Below are 21,478 nucleotides of genomic sequence, written 5' to 3'. Positions count from 1 at the left end.
ACTTAACGATCCCCTGCAGTATGGCCTTCGATTAAATTTTTCATTCCACTTATAGCTTCTTTTGTATGGCCCGCATAAACCTGCTTTTTACCCCACACCACCGGCCTTTTCAAAAAAGTATAATCCTCGAGAATCCACTTTCTGAAATCATGCTCCTTTAAATTTTGATCTTTCAATCCGAGGGATTGATATTTGATTGCTTTTCTGCTGAACAAAGATTCATACGAACCTGTAATTTTAGCCATCGCATCCAATTCAGAAGCTTTTATTTTAGATTCTTTGATATCTTGCAAGGTGCATTCCGACGTATCGATCTCACTTAATATTTTTTTACAGGTTCCGCAATGCGTCAGATGAAATATTTTTATTTTTTTCATTATCGTTAAATTATGGATACCCACTGGATACTCAACAAAGACGGCAGTATTTACCACTTAAATCTGCATCGCGAAGAGCTTGCGGAAACCATCATCACTGTAGGAGATCCCGATCGCGTGCATCAGATTTCTGCTTTATTTGATTCCATAGAAACGCAAAAACAATGCCGCGAGTTCAGAACCGTTACCGGAGTCATCAATTCCAAAAGGATCAGTATCGTTTCTACAGGAATCGGCGTAGATAACATCGACATTGTGATCAATGAAATTGATTATTTATTCAATTGGGATGTAGCAAATCAATGCAGGAAAGAGCAAACTACCACTTTGAATTTTGTGAGACTGGGTACTTCAGGTGCCATACAGCATGAAATTGCTGTAGACAGCATTTTGATCAGCTCCAATGCAATTCACCGAAGTTGTTTCCTATCGCATTATCCCTGTCCGGAAATCCGGATATTGGAATTCAACAAATTTTTAAATCATCTCCCGGAGGTCCCCGTTTTTCAGGTGGCATGCGATCATCAATTAATGAATCATTTTCAAAGCCATGAATTTCTGGAAGGTACGACCATGACCTGCGATGGATTTTATGGACCCCAGGGCCGGGTCAACGGGATCGGTACCCATAATTATTTAAATGACTGGAGTACATATCGTAGCCCCGAATTTGGAAAAATCACCAATCTCGAAATGGAAACTGCCGGTATATATGGCTTGTCTAAGTTTTTTCGCCACCGTGCATTATCAATCAATGCGATCCTGGCAAATCGCGTCACCCAACAATTTTCTGTACATCCGGAAAAAACCATCCAAAAAATGATTGAACTCAGTCTGGAAAAGATCTTAAGCTTTTCCTGACAATTCATGAGCTTTCTGATGGTCTTCGAGGAATTTTTGCAGACCGATATCGGTCAATGGGTGTTTGAGTAAAGATAAAATAGCATCCAAAGGACAAGTGACCACATCTGCGCCTGCCTTAGCTGCTTCTACTATGTGCAAACCATTCCTAATGGAAGCAGCGAGAATTTCGGTTTCATAACTTTGAAGGGAGTAGATATCAAAAATGTCGCTGATTAACTGCATCCCATCCCAGTTGGTGTCGTCTATACGCCCAATAAATGGAGAAATGTATGTTGCACCCGCTTTGGCTACTAAAATAGCCTGACCGGCACTGAATACGAGTGTACAATTGGTTTTGATTCCCAAAGCGGTCAACTCACTGATCGCTTTAATCCCATCTTTGATCATCGGAATTTTAACCACTATGTTCTCGGCAATTTCTGCAAGAGCCCTGGCCTCTTTCATCATGCCTTGATAATCCGTTGAAATGACTTCCGCACTTACATCACCGGAAACCAGATCGCAGATTTTCTTGTAATGGCGGTAGATATTCTCTCGTCCGGTAATCCCTTCCTTCGCCATCAAACTGGGATTGGTCGTCACCCCATCTAAAATTCCTAAATCTTTGGCTTCTTGAATATGGTCCAGCTTGGCAGTATCAATAAAAAATTTCATGAGTTGGGAATTTTAGCAAAAAATGTAAGAGCTCATCGCACCGCTCAACCACACACCCTTGCTGCATTTCTACCCTGGGGGATTCAGCGGGAGCTGGTCGTGAACTCTTACGCCGCAAAAATAATCGAATTCACAGGAGCGATGTGGTTCTGCTGACCAGTCCGGTCACCTTTCTGCGCATGAGTTAATGCTAAAGCCTTATCGCACAATACTTTAAAATTAAATTTTTTTAGATAAAATTTCAAAATGAGCCTCCTGTACGCCAGGTGAATCCCTTGGTTTATGACAGGTTTATTTAACTCAGCTTATTCAGGAAATTTTTAAATTCATACCAGAATTTTCGATCTTTTGGCAGGGAAACCAGGTGCATCTGCTCTTTACTGACCGGGTGTTCAAAACTCAAAGAGTAGGCATGAAGAGCCAGATCGCTTTCGATACCTTTAACTTGTTTTCCGTACTTGGTATCCCCAAGTATCGGACAGCCGATGTGAGCCAATTGTGCCCTGATCTGGTGCGAACGGCCGGTCATCAAATCAATTTGCAAGAGACTGTTTCCATGAATATTGGCCAGGGTGGCATACGACAATAAACATTTTTTAGCGCCTGGTCTGGGCGCCTCGTACACTTTCGTTTTGTTTTTTGCTTCATCTTTAATGAGGTAGTGCTCCAATGTAGCTTTCTCTATCATAGGATGCCCTTCGCATAAAGCCAGATATTTCTTTTGAAAATTGCCCTCAAGCATCATTTTATGCAAACGCGAGGCTGCCTTGGAGGTCTTGCCAAAAATGATCAAGCCACTTACCGGTCTGTCCAGTCGATTTATCAAAGCCAGGTAAACATTTCCGGGTTTTTGGTATTTTATCTTCAAATGATCTTTAAGAAGATCAAATAAATTGGGGTCGCCTGTCTGGTCTCCCTGGGAAAGCAAACCCGAAGGCTTATCCAGAATGATCAAATGGTTGTCTTCGTAAATGGTGATTGGATCGAGTTGTAACATAGATGAACAAGTGCTTAAAAGTAGGGATTTCTCCGTGTCCGAATGATACATTTATCTTCGGCGCCTGGATATTGGGCTTCATTGAAGACTCCAACAAGCTGGAATTGCAGGTAAATTACCTCGATATACAGAAGTTGAACGAAGCTGCGATGACAAAAGATTACGATGTGATCAAAATCAGTGCGAGTCAGGCGCACAGGATTCATCCCCATTATCAGATTCTCGAGGTTGGAGCAGCGCTCGGTGAAGATTGCGGACCCTTACTTGTATCCAAAACACCACGCCGCACGAATCCGGAAAAACACTGGAAAATAGCCAGTCCGGGTAAAGACACCACTGCACAATTGTTATTTCAAAGTTTATTTCCCGAATGTGTGCATATTGAAGCAATATGCTTTTCAAAAATAGAAGAAGCCGTATTGAATGGGGAATTTGATGCCGGCATTATCATTCATGAATCCAGGTTTACCTATCGGGAAAAGGGACTTGAGCTGGTAGCGGATCTGGGCCAATTATGGCAAACCATAAACCGACTCCCCATTCCACTTGGATTAATCGCTATAAAAAGCGAACTCGACGACTCCATAAAGCAGTTCATCAAAGCCCAAATTCGCGAAAGCCTGAGTTTTGCCTATGCTCATTACGATGAATTACTTCCTTTTATACGGTCCCATGCTCAGGAAATGGCTGAAGAAGTGATAAAAGCACATATTGAATTATATGTAAATGCATACAGTTCCGAACTGGGGGAAACGGGAAAATCGGCCATTTTGAGACTTAATTCTTTAGAAAATACGGACCAAACGAATCGACAGAGCTTGTTTATTTAATTGTATTTCTTTTTTTTACATATTAATTAATATAAATATATCTATATTAAATAATTATAAACATTTATATATTAAATATTTGAATAATGTGTATTAAATTTACACCGTGTAAGTTTTGGTTATTAAATGTAAAATTCGTTTTTGCTCGTGAAACGTCACGAGCTTTTTTATTTAAGCCCACCTCTGTTTGAATTTTACCCCACTGCGATCTCAATCTTCCATTATCGCAATAATCTTTTGCTCTTCTCTCCCATATACAGGGAATTCATTTTTAAAATACTTTTCATAATTCTTCATTGACCGGAATTGGCATGATTCTTGGATAAACTAATTCGAGTTTTGAGTTTTGGTTATTAAATGAAGATTTGCCCGTATAACTGTATACGGGCTATCTTTTTTTATAAAAAGGCGTAATTTATCCATCTGTCGTATTTTCGCCCTGTCGAAAACAGTCCCCTATGATTATTGGAGTTCCCAAAGAAATTAAAAGCAATGAAAACCGCGTGGCGTTGACGCCAGCAGGAGCCCTTGAATTTAAAAAAAGAGGCCATGAAGTTTATGTACAATCCACTGCAGGCATTGGAAGCGGATTTTCCGATCAGGATTATCTGAACGCCGGTGCCGGAATCCTCGAGGATATTGGCTCTGTATATGCCAAAGCCGATATGATCATGAAGGTCAAAGAACCGATTGCATCTGAATACGGATTGATCAGGGAAAATCAGCTCGTTTTTACTTATTTTCACTTTGCTTCCTACCAGCCGCTTACTGAGGCCATGATTCAAAGCGGAGCGGTCTGTCTTGCCTACGAAACGGTTGAATTGGCCGATCGAAGTTTGCCGCTTTTGATACCCATGTCTGAGGTAGCAGGGAGAATGGCCATTCAGGAAGGTGCCAAATTTTTAGAAAAGCCTCAAAAAGGAAAAGGAATATTACTCGGAGGCGTTCCCGGAGTGCCACCCGCTAAAGTTTTGGTTTTGGGTGGTGGAATTGTTGGGACTCAGGCTGCTAAAATGGCTGCAGGCATGGGAGCCCAAGTTACCATTCTCGATATTAATTTACCTCGATTGCGTTATCTGGCAGATGTACTTCCATCCAATGTAACGACGATGTATTCCAATGAACTCACCATCCGAAATCTTATCAAAACCCATGACCTCATCGTTGGAGCAGTTTTAATTCCCGGCGCAAAAGCCCCGAGCCTGATTACAAGGGATATGCTGTCCACAATGCAGGAAGGCACTGTTCTGGTGGATGTGGCGATCGACCAGGGGGGTTGTATGGAAACCAGTAAGCCCACTACTCATGACGATCCAATTTATATCATAGACGATGTCGTGCATTACTGCGTGGCCAATATGCCCGGAGCAGTACCATTCACATCTACTCTGGCCTTGACCAATGCAACACTTCCTTTTGCCATACAACTTGCCGACAAAGGTTGGAAAACTGCCTGCAGGGAAAGCAAACCATTAAGTCTGGGTTTGAATGTGATTCAGGGAAAAGTCGTTTATAAAGGCGTAGCAGAAGCATTTGACCTTGAGTATCATGCTGTAGAAGGGTTTCTCTAAACCTTCTTAGATTTTTTTTGTATAAAATACTTGGAAGATCCTTTGGAACGTATTAATTTCAAGGGTCCAATTTTTAATCACCTAAATTCATCTTTATGAACATCACTTTAGACGAACTCAGAAAGATCAAACACAGTTTACCAACTGGCAGTATCAAGAAAATAGCTGACCAGTTAAATCTGGATGAACAAACCGTTCGAAATTATTTCGGCGCTCACCATATGGAAAATTCCGGAAATCATATTCAACCAGGACCCCATGGTGGAATTGTTTATATCGAGGATTTGACCATCTTAAATATGGCCAAACAAATCTTACAAGAAAGTTCCCAGGACAATTAAAATAAATATTTCCTTACCTATTAATTTATGGGTTTGCCTGCCATACGACAGCAAACCCTTTTTTTTTAAACGCTGCAACTTGGAGACCTCTCAAAAACAAAAATTGATCGCGCTGGCCATCCCCATTATTCTGGGAAACCTTTCGCAGATGATCTTAAATATCATCGACTCCGCCATGGTCAGCCAGATCAGTTATGTTCATCTTGCAGCAGCGTCGCTGGTCAATAACATGATCGGCTTTCCTTTAGTCATGTCGATGGGATTTACCGTTGCAATTTCTCCTTTGGTTGCAGAATTAAGAGGTGCCGGAAAAGAAGAACTCAGTGGCTCATTGTTAAACAATGCGGTATTCCTGAATACCTTGTTGAGTTTTTTAGTCGTCACCATTCTTTTCTTTTGTGGCGACGTCATTTATCATTTAAAACAGGACCCCCAGGTCAGCCATTTGGGAAGGCCATATTTAAACTGGATGCTCTGGTCGATCGTACCCATGATCGTATTTTTAAGCATCAAGCAATTCTGCGATGGACTTAATCACACCAAAGTCCCTATGATCCTTTCACTGGCATCCATTCCGCTCAATGCACTGTTAAATTATTTTCTGATATATGGAACTTTTGGCTTTCCAAGAATGGAACTGGAAGGTGCAGGCATTGCCACGTTTATCAGCAGGATCATGATAGCTCTGGCTCTTGGAATTTACGTAATCAAGCATCCCAAGTATAAAAAGTATCAGCTCGAAAAAAGAAAACTGCTCAAAACTAAAATCAATAAAATACTCCGCCTCGCCATTCCTTCGGCTTGGCAATACTGCAGCGAGGTGGGTGCATTTGTAGTGTTGGGAATCATGGTTGGATGGTTTGGCGCCATACAACAAGCGGCTCATCAAATATCCATGTCAGTAGCCGCTCTAACGTTTATGGTTTCCATGGGATTATCTACGGCGGGCTCCATTCGCGTTGGTGAAGCCTATGGTCAAAGAAATCTCACGCTGGTGAGAACCATCGGAATCACTGTACTCAAAATGGCGATTGTATATGGAATCATCTGTGCAGCCACATTTATTGTATTCAGAAATTGGATCCCCTTAATTTTTACAAATGAAAAGGAAGTCGCTCAACAAGCTGCTCTGCTCTTCTGTCTTGCCGCTGCGTTTCAACTCGGAGATTCGCTGCAAGCGGTTGGAATCGGCATCCTCAGAGGTATCCAGGATGTTCAAGTGCCGACCTTATATACCACCTTGTGCTATTGGTTTTTAGGAATTCCCGCCGGTTATATTTTCAGTGTTTGGATTAAATGGGAAGTCGTCGGGATATGGATTGGATTTATTGTCTGTTTGAGTTTCATGGGCATCCTGCTCCTGACCAGGTTTTTAAAAATTACAAATTTGCCTATAAATAGAAGTCCTGAGTGAGTGCCCGAAATTCAGGCGTTTTCGTGTGTTCGTTTTCGTATAAAGTCAGCTCCGTAAATTCAAATGGACTGCTGTGGGGACCATACTCACACAAACACAATCCCGGTTCGGAATTCGATGAATGCTTCACCGTACATTTCCGCTTCAGATACAAACCATATTTACTACTAACACTTGTTAGTTTGTACTCCAGGTCCCGGGGAATGACAACGGCCAGATTCCCTTCGTGTGCCAAATAAAAAGAAGCCAGTCTGGCCAGTGCTTCGAAATCAAAATCCAATTGATGTCTCGCTCTCGACTTCATTTCCGTTGGCGAATTCTTTAATTTTTTAAAATAAGGCGGATTGGAAATGATCAATTGAAACGACTGTTTTTGAAATGGATCCGTACCCAATTTTTCTATTAAATTGACTACATTCAACTGCAACGCAAAAAGCTTGTGTCGCCAGTCTGATCGCATAAAATTTCCCATTGCAATTTCGATACTTTCAGCATGATGATCCAAAGCAATGACAACGCAATCATCGCTTGTGCGTTGTGCAATCATCAGACTTAAAATACCGCTGCCGCAACCAAGATCAAGGACCTTGTGAACACCCGAGGTTCCTACCCAGCTACCCAATAAAACGGAATCTGTCGTTACAGGAAATACCCGATCCGTTGTATGAATGGAAAATTGCTTAAATCTGAATTGCTTTGAAAGCAAACCAGTGGTATCAGGGTTGGACATCGCCAGGGCTCCTGATACTGATTTGCTTGACTAATAGCGCACCTCCCTGATTGACTATACCTGTAATCCTGACTTTTACTGTTGGGAAATCCTGATTTGAAAACAAGGCAGCAGGCCGGGTGTATAGTTCCATTTGTCCGCTCGCATCGGTAATCACGCAACTTCCGGAATATGTTGTTCCGCTGACTTTGGAGATTTGAACATCCTGAATGATGACAAGACTGGATTCGAGATCTTCAAAATTTGCAAGCACATCAGCAATGGTGTAAGTCTTTGCCTGAATTTGGCCTGTACTTGTTTTAACTGCTTTATCCAAGGGAACATTGTTGACTTCAAGCAAGCCTTGAAACTCGGTGAATTCTTGTCCGCTTATATCTATATCCAATTCATCGCCCAAATTAAAACTATGATTTGCCGTAAACCTCACTACAATCCCTCCGGTCGAATCCTGAATATGAATATTTCGAAGCGTTGTATTTTCAAGAGTTCTGTCGCTGACTACGATTCCTTTAATTTTTTTACCGGCAGGTACAGAGCTTGTTGAACCGGAAAATGACCTCCGCAGAGCAAGAATAGTAATGTATTCAGCGGTCGGATTACTGCCTCCCGTAATGTCATTCAAATTTCTTATGGATATTTGTTTGGCTTGAGAACTACCTCCCTGATTGATAAATCCAACCAGTTTAAGATTACCAACCGGAAAATTAGAATTTGCAAAAGCGGCATAAGATTGCGTAAACAAATCCATGATTCCAGTGGCATCCGTTAAAATGCAAGTACCGGAAAAGTTACTGCCGCTTGCCTTATTTATCTGCACATCTCGCACTTCCACCAGCGTGGATTCCAAAGCCTCAAAATTTGACAGTACTTCTGCAAGGGTTTTGACTACAGGCGTAATGGTATTTGTTCCTGTCTTCTTTGCACGGGAGATATCGACGTTATTTAACTGAAGCAAGCCTTGAAACTCAGATAATTCCTGCGTTGAGATATTTATTTCAATCAGATCTCCCAATGCAAATGTATTGCTGGTGAGAAAGCGTACCACAATACCCCCCGTTGCATCCTGAACAACCACATTTCTGCTAGTGATGTTGGATTGCTCTTTATCGCTGATCACCGTGGCAACTATTTTTGTACTGTCGGGAGCAGCAGTAGTAGCACCTGAATACAATGCACGCAGAGCCTGTATAGAAATTTCCCGCAAATTAGCGGGACCTGTATTGCAGGTTGGTCCGTAAAATTTTATATCGCTGGTATCCCGTATAAACAATTGCACATCTGTTCGGAATTTACCCAGAATACCTACAATTGGTCCATTCCCCTCCGGAATTTGAATGTTGGCAAAATCCGCAAACCCGCTGCTGCGGAGGATGATTTCGTTTTTATCGCAATCGGTAAGGATTAAATTTACGGAATTCTGACCTACAGCATCAGCATATGTTTTTCCGAGTTCACCGCTTGAAAATTCCAATCTTTCCAATTGAACTATCGTACTAATGTCTTGTGCCGTTAGCGTATTGATTGTTTTGATTTTCGGAGTGATGGTTTGGTTTTTAGGTCCTTTGAATAAATAGTTCTCAATCAGCACATCTTCGATCCCGGCAATGTTTGTAAAACTCCCATCCTGATAAGTTCCCAATCCGAGTTGAATTAAGCCATTGTAATCGCCAATGGTCAGTCCTTGACATCTCAGTCCCACTTTCATCCCAACGGGAAAACTTGAATATAAGCCAATGCGATTGAGTTTAAGTTCAATCCCTCCGGTAGAATCCTGAATGATTAGAGTTTTGTAAAAATTTCCACTCCGGTCGTCAGCAACAACAACTGCATGAATATCCAGTTCGACCGGGATTTCGACAAATTTTCCGGCAGCATAATAGGATTTTAATTGCGCAATTGTACCGGTGGCAGGAAAATCCAGGGTATCCACAATAATGGGTGGTTCGTCAAATTCCCTGTCGACACAAGACGCAAATCCTAAGAATAATAAAGCTATAAGCAAGCTGGTAAAATTGAAATCGCCAGTATTGTTTTTTAAAATTGTCATATTTTCCAAGTTAAGCTGATAAAATAGTTGATTCCTTGCAGGTAATAATATTTCGAAGGAAATGCATTTGGATTTTTTGTTTCATAATCAAATCTGAATTGTTCAAATCCGCCGCTTTTCAGATTTTTATTATCTAATAAATTCTGCACGCTCATCGAAGCTGTAAACGATTCCCCAAACAACTTGAATGGCTTATACAGAAACAAATTGAGATAAAATGCAGATGGCAGTTTTTCCTGAGCAAGGATATCAGCAAATTGCTGAGAATTTCTATCGACTTCGTCGACGGCTTCAGCTATCCTTCGCAATGGATTTAATTCGAGGAATTGCCTGTCTAAAAAATTTGCTGTCAGGGTAACAAACCCACTTTTAGGAAGATCGTAAAAAACACCAAGGCTTGCAGCACTTTCTGCAGAGCCGTGAACTTTGTAATTTTTGATATAGATCACATGCGTTGCGGTAGCTGTGCTGAGTTTATCATTGATATGCAGTGTAGGTCGGGAACTGATGTAGTGATCGCCCAATGAAGTTGCAGCAAGAACTTTAAATCCAGCACCAAGTTTCATTTCCAATGAAGCTTCAATGCCTAAATGATTCTGGTCGTAATTTGTATAAAATGCATTAATGAGGCTTCCATCGGCAAGTTCTGCGTTGGCCGCTGATTCCAATTGATCGTCGAGAAAAAAGTTCTTGTTGATGATTTGATTTTGCAGCTGAACAAAATAAGCCCCCAGTTGAATTTTTAAGCCGGGACTTCTGTGGTGATATGTCAAATCTGAAGATCGAATCTCCGTTTGATCTTTGATGTGGAAGGCATCTGACCGCCATTCCGGGTTAATGAAAATCTGATCAAATCTGTTGGGCAACTTTTGATACGCACCATTCATTTGAACATAATTTCTGCCGTCTATTTTCCAGGTTCCCGACAATCGTGCAGACCATCCGAACGAAGAATTCCAATCTGATTTACCCAAACTATTCGAAAAGATAGCATTCTGCCAAAAGCCCTCTCGCTGGAATGAGGCATTTTTAATATGGGCAGCAAGATTTAAATCAAATTTTCTACCGTAATAAACATATCCTGCAGTTGCGCTTGTCTGACGCGATGCAACTTCGTAGTTATACCCATACTTTTCATTCTCTGTGACAATTTTCTGGGTTTGCAATACATCCGGATGTTGTTTTGCAGGATCATCTATAAAATCTTCTACGTCGACCAAAAAATCTGCTCCCAACAAATCACTAGCCTCGAGGTATTGCTGAAGATTTGAAAATTCGATTCTGTATTTTAAATTGAGTTCATGACGTTTACGGATCCAGTTTAAATTACCAAAATGTTCAAATTCAGTAAAGTTTGAAAACCGTTTACTGATCCAGTAAACAGCCCTTTTTCCGTTCACTACATGATTTTGAATCCCATCGGCACCTTGTATCGACTGTATATTGTTGTAGTTTGCCTGATAAAGTCGATCCCAATTGATCTGACGGATGTTTACATCTGACTTCCATTGGGAAGTTACCATCGCTGCAACCGAACTGTCTTCAATTGAAGATGGTAATTTTTGGTAATAGTCCGGACGCGGATCCGGTGCATTGTGCCAATCCAACTGACTATCGTAACGTTGAGACCGCACAGCCATAATTCCTGTTTGAAAACTTAGGAATTCGCTGATGTTGGACCGGAAGTTGAGGAAGGCTACCGGACTGTTGGTCTTTACTTCCCTACTGTTCCGTTTTTCTCCATTTTGGTAGCCCCAGTATGAATTATAAAAATGATCCCCGCTAAGATCGTAAACTTCCTGCGTACCAGGACTGCTTTTGCCTCTGATCACCGGGGCATAAAGAGCCATGAAGCTGAGTTGATTTTTAGCATTAAACGACTTTGTGAAACCCAGGTATGCACCCCAGGCATCATAGAAGCTTCCTGGAATAAAACCTTCCTGGGCCCATCTTCTTGTACCCCCTGCAATCCACGAAAATCCTTTTGATCTGATCCCGGACGCAAAATGAACACCAATGCGTCTATCGTAACTGCGATTTGTTTCGCCATAGTTCACTGCAAATTCCTTTCGGTATGCCGCCGGATTCGAAGTAATCCATTGTCCGACACCAGCACTTCCAAAATCAAACAGGTTTTCTTTATATCCTACATAATCTTCGGAGTATTTACTAACAAGTGTTAGTCCCGAAAATAAATGAAAAGGCAATCTTCCGTATTCGAGATCATTGAGTAAAAAACCATTAAATCCCAATTGATCATATGAATTGGGCAATCCTTTCAATTTAAACCGGAAGGCACTCCACTCAAAACCTGCCACTCTCAACAAGGCATTCTCGGAAGAAGAAAGCAGACTGTATACGTCGCCTGAAGACTCATCATCTGTTTCTTCATTTTGGATGATATCCAGACGTGCTTCGACTGCGTGGGGAACCGGTTGCAAATAAATTTCCTGCAAATTTTGGCCCCAGTCGGCAACACTCAATTGCAAATAATAGGGTTTGTATTGATCGGCAATGATCTCCAATCTGATGTTCAGACCGAGTTTCGTCTGATCAAGTTGCAAATATCCTTCCTGATCGGATATCAATTTGGCACCGGACACCAGTTCGGTAACTTTGGCATTACCGACAGGTTTTTGATCGACGTTATCCAGTAATCTTGCCTGAATTACTTGAGAATAAAGATTTATCTGGCCGGCTGTTAGAAAGATGACCAAATAAAGAAACGAGTTTAACTGCATTGGATTGAAATTCCGGGTAAATTTGGTTTATTTGCGCAATCTTCGGTCAAAGTAACAAAAAATAAATGAGAGCAAAATCAATCCTGTTGTTAACTTTTTATTGGATTCCATTAATAATGGTCAATGGTCAGGAAAAGCAGCTGGCCATAGGGTTTTACAATCTCGAAAACCTGTTTGACACCCATGACGATCCGGATGTCCAAGACGAAGAGTTCACCCCGGGTGGCGAAAAGAACTGGACGACAGATAAATATCAAGATAAACTCGACCGTCTATCCAAGGTAATCAGGAGCATCCAAACAGAACTACAGAACATACCTTTAGCCATTCTGGGGGTTTGCGAAATTGAAAATCAAAAAGTTCTTGAGGACCTGGTCCGTCATCCTGCCATCAAAGACAAATACTACAAAATCGTGCATCGGAATAGCAGAGACTTTCGCGGCATTGATGTAGGATTACTGTATCGTTCAGATTTATTCCACGTCATCCAGGTGAAAGCTTATCCGGTTGTTTTGCCTCCCGATGGAGAACGGGAGCGGATCACCCGGGATATACTGCTCATTAAAGGCATGTTACAGGATCAACTTCTGTTTATTACCGTCAACCATTGGCCTTCGAGAAGAGGTGGCGAAATGATTACCAAACCATTTCGTGAAGAGGCCGCGAGGATCAATAAAAAATTGTCCGACTCCATCAGGCTGCAACATCCGGAAGCCGGCATGTTGGTTATGGGAGACCTGAACGACAACCCAAGCGATAATTCGCTCATTTCAGTGTTATCTGCGAAATCCAGGCGCAATGGATTGGACGCCTTTGATTTTTACAATCCCTTCTTTGAAAATTATCAAAAAGGAGAAGGCACAGGAGCTTTTAACGATAGTTGGGGGCTGTTTGACCAGATTCTGATTTCTGAAAACATGCTGGGCACAAAATCAATTTGGAAATTCCGCAAAAACAGGATATTCCGGAAAACTTTTATGCTCGAAAGAGAAGGGCATTACAAAAATTATCCAAAAAGAACTTTTTCAGGCAACATCTACAATTATGGCTACAGCGATCATTTTCCGGTTTATTGCATTTTTTCAACTGAATGATGTCTGATCCTTCCGTTCTCATACTGGAATCTGAACAGCATTATGTGCTCGATTGCCTGGACCGAACAGAAGGAAATTATTTTTTAACAGGTAAAGCGGGAACCGGTAAATCGACATTACTGAATGCCTTTCGCAGAATGTCTGATAAAAAAGCAATTTTCTTAGCCCCGACAGGGATTGCTGCCATTCAGATCAAAGGCCAGACGATCCACAGTTTTTTCAAATTTCCTGCCAGTTTTATCACCCGCGACCATTATAAAAAAATTGCACGAAGTCTGCTTGAAAGTGCTGACTGGCTTATCATTGATGAAATTTCAATGGTACGGTCTGACTTGATGGATCACATCGATCAAGTGCTTCGATTCTCACTTCAAACCGACAAAGCATTTGGTGGAAAACCCATGTTCTGGATTGGAGATCTGTACCAACTGCCTCCTGTTGTAGCAACCCAGGAAGAAAAAATTTATTTGCAAAACAATTTTGGAAGTCCTTATTTCTTTTCATCCAAAGTATTTCAACAACTCGAACATTTTGAAATGATCGAGCTCTCGAAAATATACAGACAAAAGGAATTACAATTCATAAGATTGCTTAACAAAATCAGGAATAACGACCTGGACGAAACCGATCTCGATGAAATCAATGAACGGTATTTTCCATTGGGAACAAAAGATGAAGAGCATGTATTCCGCATACATTTGTGTACCCTGAACAACATTGCACAATCGATCAATCTCAGCAAGCTGGAGCGTTTGCCCGGAGAATCAAAAGTCTATCAGGCTCATAAAACAGGGAGCATCCATCCCTCTCAGTTCCCGGCCGATGAACATTTAGTATTAAAGGAAGGCGCTCAAGTGATGTTGCTGCGCAATGATCCTCAGAAACAGTTTGTAAACGGAAGCCTGGCTATGATATACAAATTACATAACGATCGTGTAGAAATCGAACTGGAAGACACTGGTAAGATCATCAGTCTTGAAAAATACGAATGGGAAATGATCAGGTATAAAACCACTTCCGGCGCTTATTCCGCATTGGAAACTGAAATTACGGGTTCCTATAGACAATTCCCATTAAGGCTGGCCTGGGCTGTTACCATTCACAAAAGTCAGGGAAAAACCTTCGAGCATGTGCTTGTCGATATGGGACCCGGAGCTTTCGAATTCGGACAGGCCTATGTAGCCTTGAGCCGGTGCACTACGCTCGAAGGATTGCAACTGGCGAGGCCCCTGAAATTCAGCGATATAAAGATGGATGAGCGCGTAGTCGATTTCATGAACTTATACCGTTAAATGATATCGGGTATTATTTGGATTTACCCTGAAAAAACCTTTACATTTACCGTTAAATTCCGGAATATATGTCTACCCATAAGCGACACAGTAGAATTCACGATCAAAAGGCTGGAAAAAAATTAGTGTGGATCATGATTGCCATAGCATTCGGATTGATGGCATTGATGTACCTGATGTTCCGCGCCACTACCTAAGCCCAAAAAATTTGAAACTCAATCTGGATATTAAATTTCCAAGTCCGCCCGAATGGATAGAAGCGGTCATGAATGATTTTAACAGCTTTTTGCAGGATCATGCTGATTGCGAGCGTAAAGCTTCCGCCATGGCGATGAGTTTCGTGGCTAAATATCCAAATCGCAAAGAGATCATCCCCGAATTGATAGAAACGGCATTGGAAGAACTCGAACATTTTAAAATGGTCTATGAGATCATGCAAGAACGGGCTGTATCACTACCGCATAGCATGAGTGAAGATCCTTACATAAAGGCCTTACTTCAGCATTGCCACACGGGAATTGAGCAACGTTTTCTGGATCGGCTTCTGATTGCTTCTGTTGCCGAAACCCGAGGTGCTGAGCGATTCCGTTTGGTTGAAGAACATTTAAATGATCCGGAGATGAAAAAATTCTACAAAATGTTATGGACTTCCGAAGCTAAACATGGGCATATTTATATAAAAATGGCACTTCAGTATTTTCCAGAAAAACAAGTTTACCAGCGATTGAATGAATGGGTCAACATCGAAGCTGAGGTGATCAAACAATTACCGATCAGGGCCGCACTTCATTAATCCGAATTAAATCATGCATCCGCATTATATTGTTCCGATGTTTTCTTTGCAGTGGTATTTGGGTGCCCTGCTCAGCTTTATGCTTTTTTATGCATTAATACAAATCGGGAAATATGCGTTGGCGAATGGATTTGAATTAAAATACAGACTTTTTCTGGCAGGAATTTTTCTGATTCGAGAAATTTACCTTTTTGCATATATTGCCGATAAAGGAATGTTTACCTTACAAGATTCACTTCCACTGCATCTGTGCGGAATTTCGTACATGAGCATGATCGTATTTTTAATCAGACCCAATTTGTTTATTTTTGAATTTTTATTACTTCTCAGTCTGGGTGGTGCTTTGCAAAGCATCATCACTCCGGAACTCACTCATGGCTATTCCACTTACTTTATTATCGATTATTATTTTAGTCATGCAGGCATCATCTTTGTACCCATGTATGCTTTGTTCGTTCTTAAATTAAGACCAAGAAAAGAAGCCTGGTGGAAAATCTGGGTATTGGCTCATGTTATATTAGGCAGTGTATACCTCTTGAATCTTCTTTTGGATTCCAATTACATTTATCTCATGAGAGCACCACTGGTGAACAATCCCTTGATACTACACCCCTACCCCATGCATTTGCTGGGATTTGAAATTTTTGGAACCCTCCATATTCTGCTATTGTTTTGGTTAAGTCGAAATGTATTGCCAAAACCTCATTTTATGAATACAAATCCACTATGATACGAGCGATTTCTCCATTGGATGGACGTTACTCCGATAAGCTCAGGGAACTGGGTAATTATTTTTCAGAATTTGCGCTGATAAAATATCGGTTGAAAGTGGAAATGGCTTATTTAAAACGGCTTATTCAAACTGAAGTCATTCCAGCCAAAGCAAATAATGCTCAGTTCAATTTGCTTAATGAAATAGTTCTTGAATTCAACGAGGAAAAAGCAACACAAGTCAAGGAAATCGAAAAAAAAACCAATCACGATGTAAAAGCGCTTGAATACTTTATTAAAGAGCAATTGAATAAAATCGGACTGAATCAAATTTGCGAGTTTGTCCATTTTGCATTGACTTCGCAGGATATCAACAATACTGCAACACCCATGATTTTGAAAGATTTCACGTCTCAGATTTTACTTCCGAGGCTCAAAAGTTTAAATGCAACCATACGCGACAATGGAAATCAATGGATCGGACAAGCTATGCTTTCGAGAACTCACGGGCAAGCTGCAACTCCTACAACAATGGGCAAAGAATGGCTGGTCTTTGCAGAGCGGCTTGAAAATCAAATCATGCAATTGGAAAGATTCAAGTTCAGCGGGAAATTTGGAGGAGCTACCGGGAATTTTAATGCGCACTGTGCTGCTTATCCCAATATCAATTGGCCTGAATGGGCTGATTCTTTTTTATTGGAAGATCTCGAGCTATACCGCCAAAAATATACTACACAAATTGCTCATTACGACGAGATTTCCGAATGGTTTCACATGCTGATCCGGATCCAAACATTATTGCTGGATTTTTGCAGAGATATCTGGGCTTATATCTCACTGGATTATTTCAAGCAAAAAATAAAAGCTGGTGAAATCGGTTCTTCCACCATGCCACACAAGGTGAATCCAATTGATTTTGAAAATGCCGAAGGCAATCTGGGATTAGCCACTGCAATAGGTTCTCACCTGGCTGAAAAATTACCGGTTTCGCGGTTACAACGCGATTTAAGCGACAGTACTGTTCTGAGAAATGTTGGCGTTCCCTGTGGACATTTATATCTCGCATTGCTCTCGATAGAGAAAGGAATATCAAAACTCATATTGAATGAAGATAAACTTTGGTCTGATCTGGATCATCATTGGATCATCTTAGCCGAACCTATACAAACCATACTGCGAAGAGAAAATTATCCCCAACCTTATGAAGCCCTGAAAGAACTTACGAGGGTAAACAGTTCCATTACCAAAGAAATCCTGCACGATTTTATTCATCAATTGCAAATCAGTGATCAGGTAAAAGCGGAATTACTTGCTTTAAGTCCGCATAATTATTTGGGAACGCTTGGAAAAACTTAGTCCAATCTGGTTATTAAAATATAAGTCAGGATCCAATTAGATTTGATTCATTTGATCCACGAGTAAATCCACAACAATAACAGCACCAACAGAATCACAACACCTGCCCAAAGAAACGGATTAAATTCCCGGCCTTCAGGAGTCGATTCAGGAATAAAACCTGATTGATTTTCTTCGCTGTTTTTCAGAAACTCCCGATAAGTTTTTAGTCTTTCAAAGCGTTGTTTAAAACCGGGATCATTTTTTAAAAGATTTTCCAGATAATTTTTTTCACCCGGATCGCAATTTCCATCCAGGTATTTCCAGATCAATTCTTTATCCGGTTCTTGGCCCACTCCGGTTTAATATTTAAATTCGCCGAGATGGCTTTTTACAATGACTTCTTCCGTTGAACCCGGTTCGACCCTGCCTATGATGCGCGCGTCAATGTTATAAACTTTACAGATTCTGAATATTTGCTCTACAACATTTTCTTTGGCATAAATTTCAAGTCGATGCCCCATATTGTAAACCTGATATAGTTCCTGGGGACTGCAGAGTGAATATTTTTCCAATAGTTTAAACAGTGGCGGTAATTCAAAAAGCTGGTCTTTGATGATCCGGACTCTCGAAATAAATTTTTTGACTTTTGACTGTGCCCCTCCGGTACAATGGATGATACCACTAATACCTGCTTTGTGACTGGCAAGCACTTCTTTCAGTACCGGCAAGTAAGTCCTTGTAGGCGACAGTAACAAATCGCCAACCTTGAATTGCATATCCCGATCCGTCCAGATGTCTGACAAAGACCAGGGGCCTGTATATATATGTTCCTTTGCAGTTTCCGGAGCATAGGACTCTGTAAAATTCGCATAATGCTTGTCGAGCAGATCGTGCCGCGCTGCAGTCAAGCCATTGGAACCAATTCCACTGTTGTACTTGTCTTCATAACTTGACTGTCCGTATGAGGCCAGTCCGATGATGAGATCACCAGCTGAAATATTGTTGATCAGCAGATCCGATTTTCTCATTCTGGAAAATGCTGTAATCCCAACGTCAATGGTGCGCACGATGTCGCCTACATCCGCCGTTTCACCACCTCCGGAAATGATGGTGATGCCATGATCTTTCATTTTCGATATGAATTTCTGCGTTCCGTTGATGATCGATTCAATGACATTCCCTGGAATCAAATGTTTATTGCGGCCAATGGTAGATGAGATGATTATTTGGTCGCAACAACCCACGCAAGCCAGATCGTCGAGATTCATGACCAATGCGTCCTGAGCAATGCCCTCCCATACCGAAAGATCTCCGGTTTCTTTCCAGTACAAATAAGCCAAACTGGTTTTTGTGCCCGCAGTATCCGCATGAATTAAATTTACAAATTCATCATCATTATTTAACAGATCGGGTAAAACCTTGCAAAACGCCTTAGGAAACAATCCTTTATCTAAATTTTCTATGGCTTTATGTACCTCTTCCTTACCTGAAGAGACCCCCAAAGCGTCATATCTTTGTATTTCCATGAAACAAAGGTAGGATATTTATTACGTGAAAATTGTTGCAGGCAAGTTGATTCTTGCCATTCAAACCTGAATTTCAATACCTCAATCTTATAAAAATGGAGCTCGTTTCAATTCCAAAACTTAGCGGTCTTACACCGCATGAATTCGCAGAATCATTCCTAAATAACAAAAGGCCCGTTGTATTTAAAGATCTTATCAAAGATTGGCCGGCTTTCCAGCAATGGGATTTTCAATTCTTTATAAAGAATTATGGCCATTTGACTGTTCCGGTTTATGATCCAAATTTCAGCAAAGCCGGAAAAACTTACATGAAAGCATCATTCCAAATGAAATTCGGAGACTATTTAAATAAAATATTGGAAGGGCCCTGCGAATTGCGAATTTTTTTATGGAATATTCTAAAACAAGCGCCGGAATTAGTGAATGACATCCGAATCCCCCGCATCATGAATGGATTTTACAATGAATTTCCATTTTTGTTTTTTGGAGGTCAAGGTTCGTATACCAAAATTCACTACGACGTAGATTGCTCACATGTTTTCCTCTCTCAGTTCAGAACAAGAAAACGGGTACTGCTTTTTTCACAGGATCAAACTCCTTTACTTGGCCAAATTCCTTTTACTGTTGGATGTTTGGTTGACATGAACAATCCCGATGAGGATAAATTTCCGGGTTTGAAATATCTCCAGGGTTGGGAAACAACCTTAGAACACGGAGAGACCCTATTCATTCCTAGTATGTATTGGCACCATATTGAATATATTGATCCGGGATTTTCAATTTCCTTACGGGCTGCCAATAGCTTTACACAAAAATTAAAAGGAACCGTAAATCTCGCCAGACATTTAGCTGTAGATCGTGGAATGAACTTTATTTTGGGTGCAAAATGGGGAGACTTAAAAATTGATCTTGCCCGTAAGGCTTATTCGAGAAAGCAACTGTGGCATGAAATTTGACTAAATAACCATAACAACGAAACCAATTACTGTAGTTGTTAAAACCAATCTGATAATGGGGCTGGCCGAAAGGCTGGCCTTTTTTATTGAGCTTAATTTAAACAATGAAATAAAAGATTGTTTTTTCAATCCTCGTTCATCCGTCTGCTTTGATGCTGAATAGATTCAATATGTATCGCTTCGATCAGGGAGAAAATAAATTCCTCACTCAGCTTAAGTTTTTTGCCTTCACCCAACAAGGTATCAACAATTTGGTCCCAGCGTTGCGGCTGGAAAATTGATACACCTTGTTCTTTTTTATGATGGCCGATCTCTTCGGCAAGAAGCATGCGTTTTGCAAGCAATCCGACAATTTCGAGATCGACCTGATCTATTTTTTCACGAATGTGATCTACAGTTTGATTATAAGTTTCGTCCAGGCTAAATCCTTTTCGTAGGATTAATTTATCCCATATTTGTTCCTTAAAAAATTCGGGAGTGACTTGCTGGTCCGCATCACTTAAAGCATGAACCGGGTCCCTATGCACTTCAGCCATGATTCCATTGTAATTGAGGTCAAACGCAATTTGGGCAATTTCTCTCAACAACCCGGGCCGACCTCCAATATGGGAAATATCTGCGATCATTTGAATCCCTGGCAGTCTGCGCATGAGTTCAATGGGAATTTGCCATCTGGGAATATTTCTGTAAATGGAGTTACCATAGAAACTAAATCCGCGATGAATAGCCGCAATTCGCTTTATCCCCGCATTCAGAATACGCTCAATAGCTCCTTGCCACAAATGAAGATCCGGATTCATCGGATTTTTAATAAAAACAGGGAGGTCAGCTCCTCTGAGGGCTACCGCAATTTCTTCGACATAAAATGGATTGACGGAGGTCCTGGCTCCTATCCAAAGAGCGTCGAATCCCGCTTTCAAAGCAATCTCGACATGACTGGCATTGGCGACTTCCGTGCAAACTTTCATTCCCAATTCCTGTTGCAAAGCATTCATCCAAGGAATGGCTTCTTTGCCATATCCCTCAAAACTACCCGGCCGGGTTCTGGGTTTCCAAAGGCCAGCCCTGATGAAATCGGGATTCAGGTTCTTCAATGATCGGGCTGTTTCGAGCATCTGCTGTTCTGATTCCGCACTGCAGGGTCCTAAAATCAACACTTTTGAATCTCCCTGCTTGTCAACTGCTGGTTGCATGTAATAATC

The 21,478-nt window shown here is 41.1% G+C and carries 21 protein-coding genes; 12 read left to right on the top strand and 9 right to left on the bottom strand.

Annotated elements, in window-relative coordinates; all coding sequences use genetic code 11:
* Nucleotides 1-2: 2 nt before the first annotated feature.
* The gene (locus IPM34_08020; protein MBK8955486.1) at nt 3-377 is read right to left on the bottom strand and encodes a hypothetical protein; all 375 of its coding nucleotides are present in this window, start codon (nt 375-377) and stop codon (nt 3-5) included.
* 12 nt (nt 378-389) lie between these two features.
* Between IPM34_08020 and IPM34_08015 the strand changes: the two genes are divergently transcribed.
* Nucleotides 390-1,238 carry a nucleoside phosphorylase gene (locus tag IPM34_08015; protein ID MBK8955485.1) on the top strand — a complete coding sequence of 283 codons (849 nt, stop codon included), beginning with the start codon at nt 390-392 and terminating at the stop codon, nt 1,236-1,238.
* On the opposite strand, the gene fsa is transcribed toward IPM34_08015, so the two are convergent.
* A complete protein-coding gene (gene fsa / locus IPM34_08010) occupies nt 1,224-1,895 on the bottom strand; it encodes a fructose-6-phosphate aldolase (GenBank protein ID MBK8955484.1) in 672 nt (223 codons plus the stop codon). The two genes, IPM34_08015 and fsa, sit on opposite strands and share 15 nt — an antisense overlap.
* 3 nt (nt 1,896-1,898) lie before the next feature.
* Here fsa and IPM34_08005 point away from each other — a divergent pair, with 3 nt between their 5' ends.
* The gene (locus tag IPM34_08005; protein MBK8955483.1) at nt 1,899-2,051 is read left to right on the top strand and encodes a hypothetical protein; all 153 of its coding nucleotides are present in this window, start codon (nt 1,899-1,901) and stop codon (nt 2,049-2,051) included.
* 139 nt (nt 2,052-2,190) lie between these two features.
* Here the strand turns inward: IPM34_08005 and IPM34_08000 are convergent, their stop codons facing one another.
* The gene (locus IPM34_08000; GenBank protein ID MBK8955482.1) at nt 2,191-2,892 is read right to left on the bottom strand and encodes an RNA pseudouridine synthase; all 702 of its coding nucleotides are present in this window, start codon (nt 2,890-2,892) and stop codon (nt 2,191-2,193) included.
* A 2-nt stretch (nt 2,893-2,894) separates the two neighbouring features.
* On the opposite strand from IPM34_08000, the gene IPM34_07995 reads away from it, so the two are divergent.
* From IPM34_07995 to IPM34_07980, 4 genes are all read left to right on the top strand, one after another.
* A complete protein-coding gene (locus IPM34_07995; GenBank protein ID MBK8955481.1) occupies nt 2,895-3,722 on the top strand; it encodes a 1,4-dihydroxy-6-naphthoate synthase in 828 nt (275 codons plus the stop codon).
* A 458-nt stretch (nt 3,723-4,180) separates the two neighbouring features.
* The gene (ald, locus tag IPM34_07990) at nt 4,181-5,293 is read left to right on the top strand and encodes an alanine dehydrogenase (protein ID MBK8955480.1); all 1,113 of its coding nucleotides are present in this window, start codon (nt 4,181-4,183) and stop codon (nt 5,291-5,293) included.
* A 95-nt stretch (nt 5,294-5,388) separates the two neighbouring features.
* Nucleotides 5,389-5,634, top strand: coding sequence for a DNA-binding protein (locus IPM34_07985; GenBank protein ID MBK8955479.1), 246 nt, complete (start codon nt 5,389-5,391; stop codon nt 5,632-5,634).
* Nucleotides 5,635-5,713: 79 nt separating this feature from the next.
* A complete protein-coding gene (locus IPM34_07980) occupies nt 5,714-7,048 on the top strand; it encodes an MATE family efflux transporter (GenBank protein MBK8955478.1) in 1,335 nt (444 codons plus the stop codon).
* Here the strand turns inward: IPM34_07980 and IPM34_07975 are convergent.
* Genes IPM34_07975 through IPM34_07965 form a run of 3 tightly spaced genes read right to left on the bottom strand, consistent with a single transcriptional unit; the run spans nt 7,026 to nt 12,566 of the window.
* Nucleotides 7,026-7,778, bottom strand: coding sequence for a methyltransferase (locus IPM34_07975; GenBank protein ID MBK8955477.1), 753 nt, complete (start codon nt 7,776-7,778; stop codon nt 7,026-7,028). The two genes, IPM34_07980 and IPM34_07975, sit on opposite strands and share 23 nt — an antisense overlap.
* Nucleotides 7,765-9,825 (bottom strand): hypothetical protein, encoded by a 2,061-nt coding sequence (locus IPM34_07970; protein ID MBK8955476.1) that lies wholly within the window; start codon nt 9,823-9,825, stop codon nt 7,765-7,767. The genes IPM34_07975 and IPM34_07970 overlap by 14 nt, the downstream gene beginning before the upstream one ends.
* Complete coding sequence (locus IPM34_07965; GenBank protein MBK8955475.1) at nt 9,822-12,566, bottom strand: hypothetical protein; 2,745 nt, start codon at nt 12,564-12,566, stop codon at nt 9,822-9,824. Before IPM34_07965 ends, IPM34_07970 begins: the two co-directional genes overlap by 4 nt.
* A gap of 65 nt (nt 12,567-12,631) precedes the next feature.
* On the opposite strand from IPM34_07965, the gene IPM34_07960 reads away from it, so the two are divergent.
* The 5 genes from IPM34_07960 to purB all read left to right on the top strand — a co-directional run bounded on the left by IPM34_07960 (nt 12,632) and on the right by purB (nt 17,812).
* A complete protein-coding gene (locus IPM34_07960) occupies nt 12,632-13,660 on the top strand; it encodes a hypothetical protein (protein MBK8955474.1) in 1,029 nt (342 codons plus the stop codon).
* On the top strand, nt 13,657-14,952 hold the full coding sequence (locus IPM34_07955) for an AAA family ATPase (GenBank protein MBK8955473.1): 1,296 nt from the start codon (nt 13,657-13,659) through the stop codon (nt 14,950-14,952). The genes IPM34_07960 and IPM34_07955 overlap by 4 nt, the downstream gene beginning before the upstream one ends.
* 208 nt (nt 14,953-15,160) lie before the next feature.
* Nucleotides 15,161-15,745 (top strand): tRNA-(ms[2]io[6]A)-hydroxylase, encoded by a 585-nt coding sequence (locus tag IPM34_07950; GenBank protein ID MBK8955472.1) that lies wholly within the window; start codon nt 15,161-15,163, stop codon nt 15,743-15,745.
* A 13-nt stretch (nt 15,746-15,758) separates the two neighbouring features.
* On the top strand, nt 15,759-16,475 hold the full coding sequence (locus IPM34_07945) for a TIGR02206 family membrane protein (protein MBK8955471.1): 717 nt from the start codon (nt 15,759-15,761) through the stop codon (nt 16,473-16,475).
* Nucleotides 16,472-17,812: an adenylosuccinate lyase gene (gene purB, locus IPM34_07940; GenBank protein ID MBK8955470.1), complete on the top strand. Its 1,341-nt coding sequence runs from the start codon at nt 16,472-16,474 to the stop codon at nt 17,810-17,812. The genes IPM34_07945 and purB overlap by 4 nt, the downstream gene beginning before the upstream one ends.
* Before the next feature lie 47 nt (nt 17,813-17,859).
* Here purB and IPM34_07935 read toward each other — a convergent pair whose 3' ends face one another.
* Nucleotides 17,860-18,147 (bottom strand): hypothetical protein, encoded by a 288-nt coding sequence (locus IPM34_07935; GenBank protein MBK8955469.1) that lies wholly within the window; start codon nt 18,145-18,147, stop codon nt 17,860-17,862.
* Between the two features lie 6 nt (nt 18,148-18,153).
* Nucleotides 18,154-19,320 carry a phosphoribosylformylglycinamidine cyclo-ligase gene (locus tag IPM34_07930; protein MBK8955468.1) on the bottom strand — a complete coding sequence of 389 codons (1,167 nt, stop codon included), beginning with the start codon at nt 19,318-19,320 and terminating at the stop codon, nt 18,154-18,156.
* A 95-nt stretch (nt 19,321-19,415) separates the two neighbouring features.
* On the opposite strand from IPM34_07930, the gene IPM34_07925 reads away from it, so the two are divergent.
* The gene (locus IPM34_07925; protein MBK8955467.1) at nt 19,416-20,276 is read left to right on the top strand and encodes a cupin-like domain-containing protein; all 861 of its coding nucleotides are present in this window, start codon (nt 19,416-19,418) and stop codon (nt 20,274-20,276) included.
* A 125-nt stretch (nt 20,277-20,401) separates the two neighbouring features.
* On the opposite strand, the gene IPM34_07920 is transcribed toward IPM34_07925, so the two are convergent.
* Nucleotides 20,402-21,469 carry a bifunctional 3-deoxy-7-phosphoheptulonate synthase/chorismate mutase type II gene (locus tag IPM34_07920; protein MBK8955466.1) on the bottom strand — a complete coding sequence of 356 codons (1,068 nt, stop codon included), beginning with the start codon at nt 21,467-21,469 and terminating at the stop codon, nt 20,402-20,404.
* Nucleotides 21,470-21,478: the final 9 nt, after the last annotated feature.

The organism is Saprospiraceae bacterium (genome assembly GCA_016716185.1).
Classification (GTDB): domain Bacteria; phylum Bacteroidota; class Bacteroidia; order Chitinophagales; family Saprospiraceae; genus Vicinibacter.
Note: the sequence above shows the minus strand (reverse complement) of the source record. Positions and strands in the feature narration are given on the sequence as shown.

Bases quoted from the DNA above. Each gene is read 5' to 3' on its own strand.
- IPM34_08020 (MBK8955486.1), bottom strand. From the start codon at position 377: ATGAAAAAAATAAAAATATTTCATCTGACGCATTGCGGAACCTGTAAA.
- IPM34_08015 (MBK8955485.1), top strand. From the start codon at position 390: ATGGATACCCACTGGATACTCAACAAAGACGGCAGTATTTACCACTTA.
- fsa (MBK8955484.1), bottom strand. From the start codon at position 1,895: ATGAAATTTTTTATTGATACTGCCAAGCTGGACCATATTCAAGAAGCC.
- IPM34_08000 (MBK8955482.1), bottom strand. From the start codon at position 2,892: ATGTTACAACTCGATCCAATCACCATTTACGAAGACAACCATTTGATC.
- IPM34_07995 (MBK8955481.1), top strand. From the start codon at position 2,895: ATGAACAAGTGCTTAAAAGTAGGGATTTCTCCGTGTCCGAATGATACA.
- ald (MBK8955480.1), top strand. From the start codon at position 4,181: ATGATTATTGGAGTTCCCAAAGAAATTAAAAGCAATGAAAACCGCGTG.
- IPM34_07985 (MBK8955479.1), top strand. From the start codon at position 5,389: ATGAACATCACTTTAGACGAACTCAGAAAGATCAAACACAGTTTACCA.
- IPM34_07975 (MBK8955477.1), bottom strand. From the start codon at position 7,778: ATGTCCAACCCTGATACCACTGGTTTGCTTTCAAAGCAATTCAGATTT.
- IPM34_07970 (MBK8955476.1), bottom strand. From the start codon at position 9,825: ATGACAATTTTAAAAAACAATACTGGCGATTTCAATTTTACCAGCTTG.
- IPM34_07965 (MBK8955475.1), bottom strand. From the start codon at position 12,566: ATGCAGTTAAACTCGTTTCTTTATTTGGTCATCTTTCTAACAGCCGGC.
- IPM34_07960 (MBK8955474.1), top strand. From the start codon at position 12,632: ATGAGAGCAAAATCAATCCTGTTGTTAACTTTTTATTGGATTCCATTA.
- IPM34_07955 (MBK8955473.1), top strand. From the start codon at position 13,657: ATGATGTCTGATCCTTCCGTTCTCATACTGGAATCTGAACAGCATTAT.
- IPM34_07945 (MBK8955471.1), top strand. From the start codon at position 15,759: ATGCATCCGCATTATATTGTTCCGATGTTTTCTTTGCAGTGGTATTTG.
- purB (MBK8955470.1), top strand. From the start codon at position 16,472: ATGATACGAGCGATTTCTCCATTGGATGGACGTTACTCCGATAAGCTC.
- IPM34_07930 (MBK8955468.1), bottom strand. From the start codon at position 19,320: ATGGAAATACAAAGATATGACGCTTTGGGGGTCTCTTCAGGTAAGGAA.
- IPM34_07925 (MBK8955467.1), top strand. From the start codon at position 19,416: ATGGAGCTCGTTTCAATTCCAAAACTTAGCGGTCTTACACCGCATGAA.
- IPM34_07920 (MBK8955466.1), bottom strand. From the start codon at position 21,469: ATGCAACCAGCAGTTGACAAGCAGGGAGATTCAAAAGTGTTGATTTTA.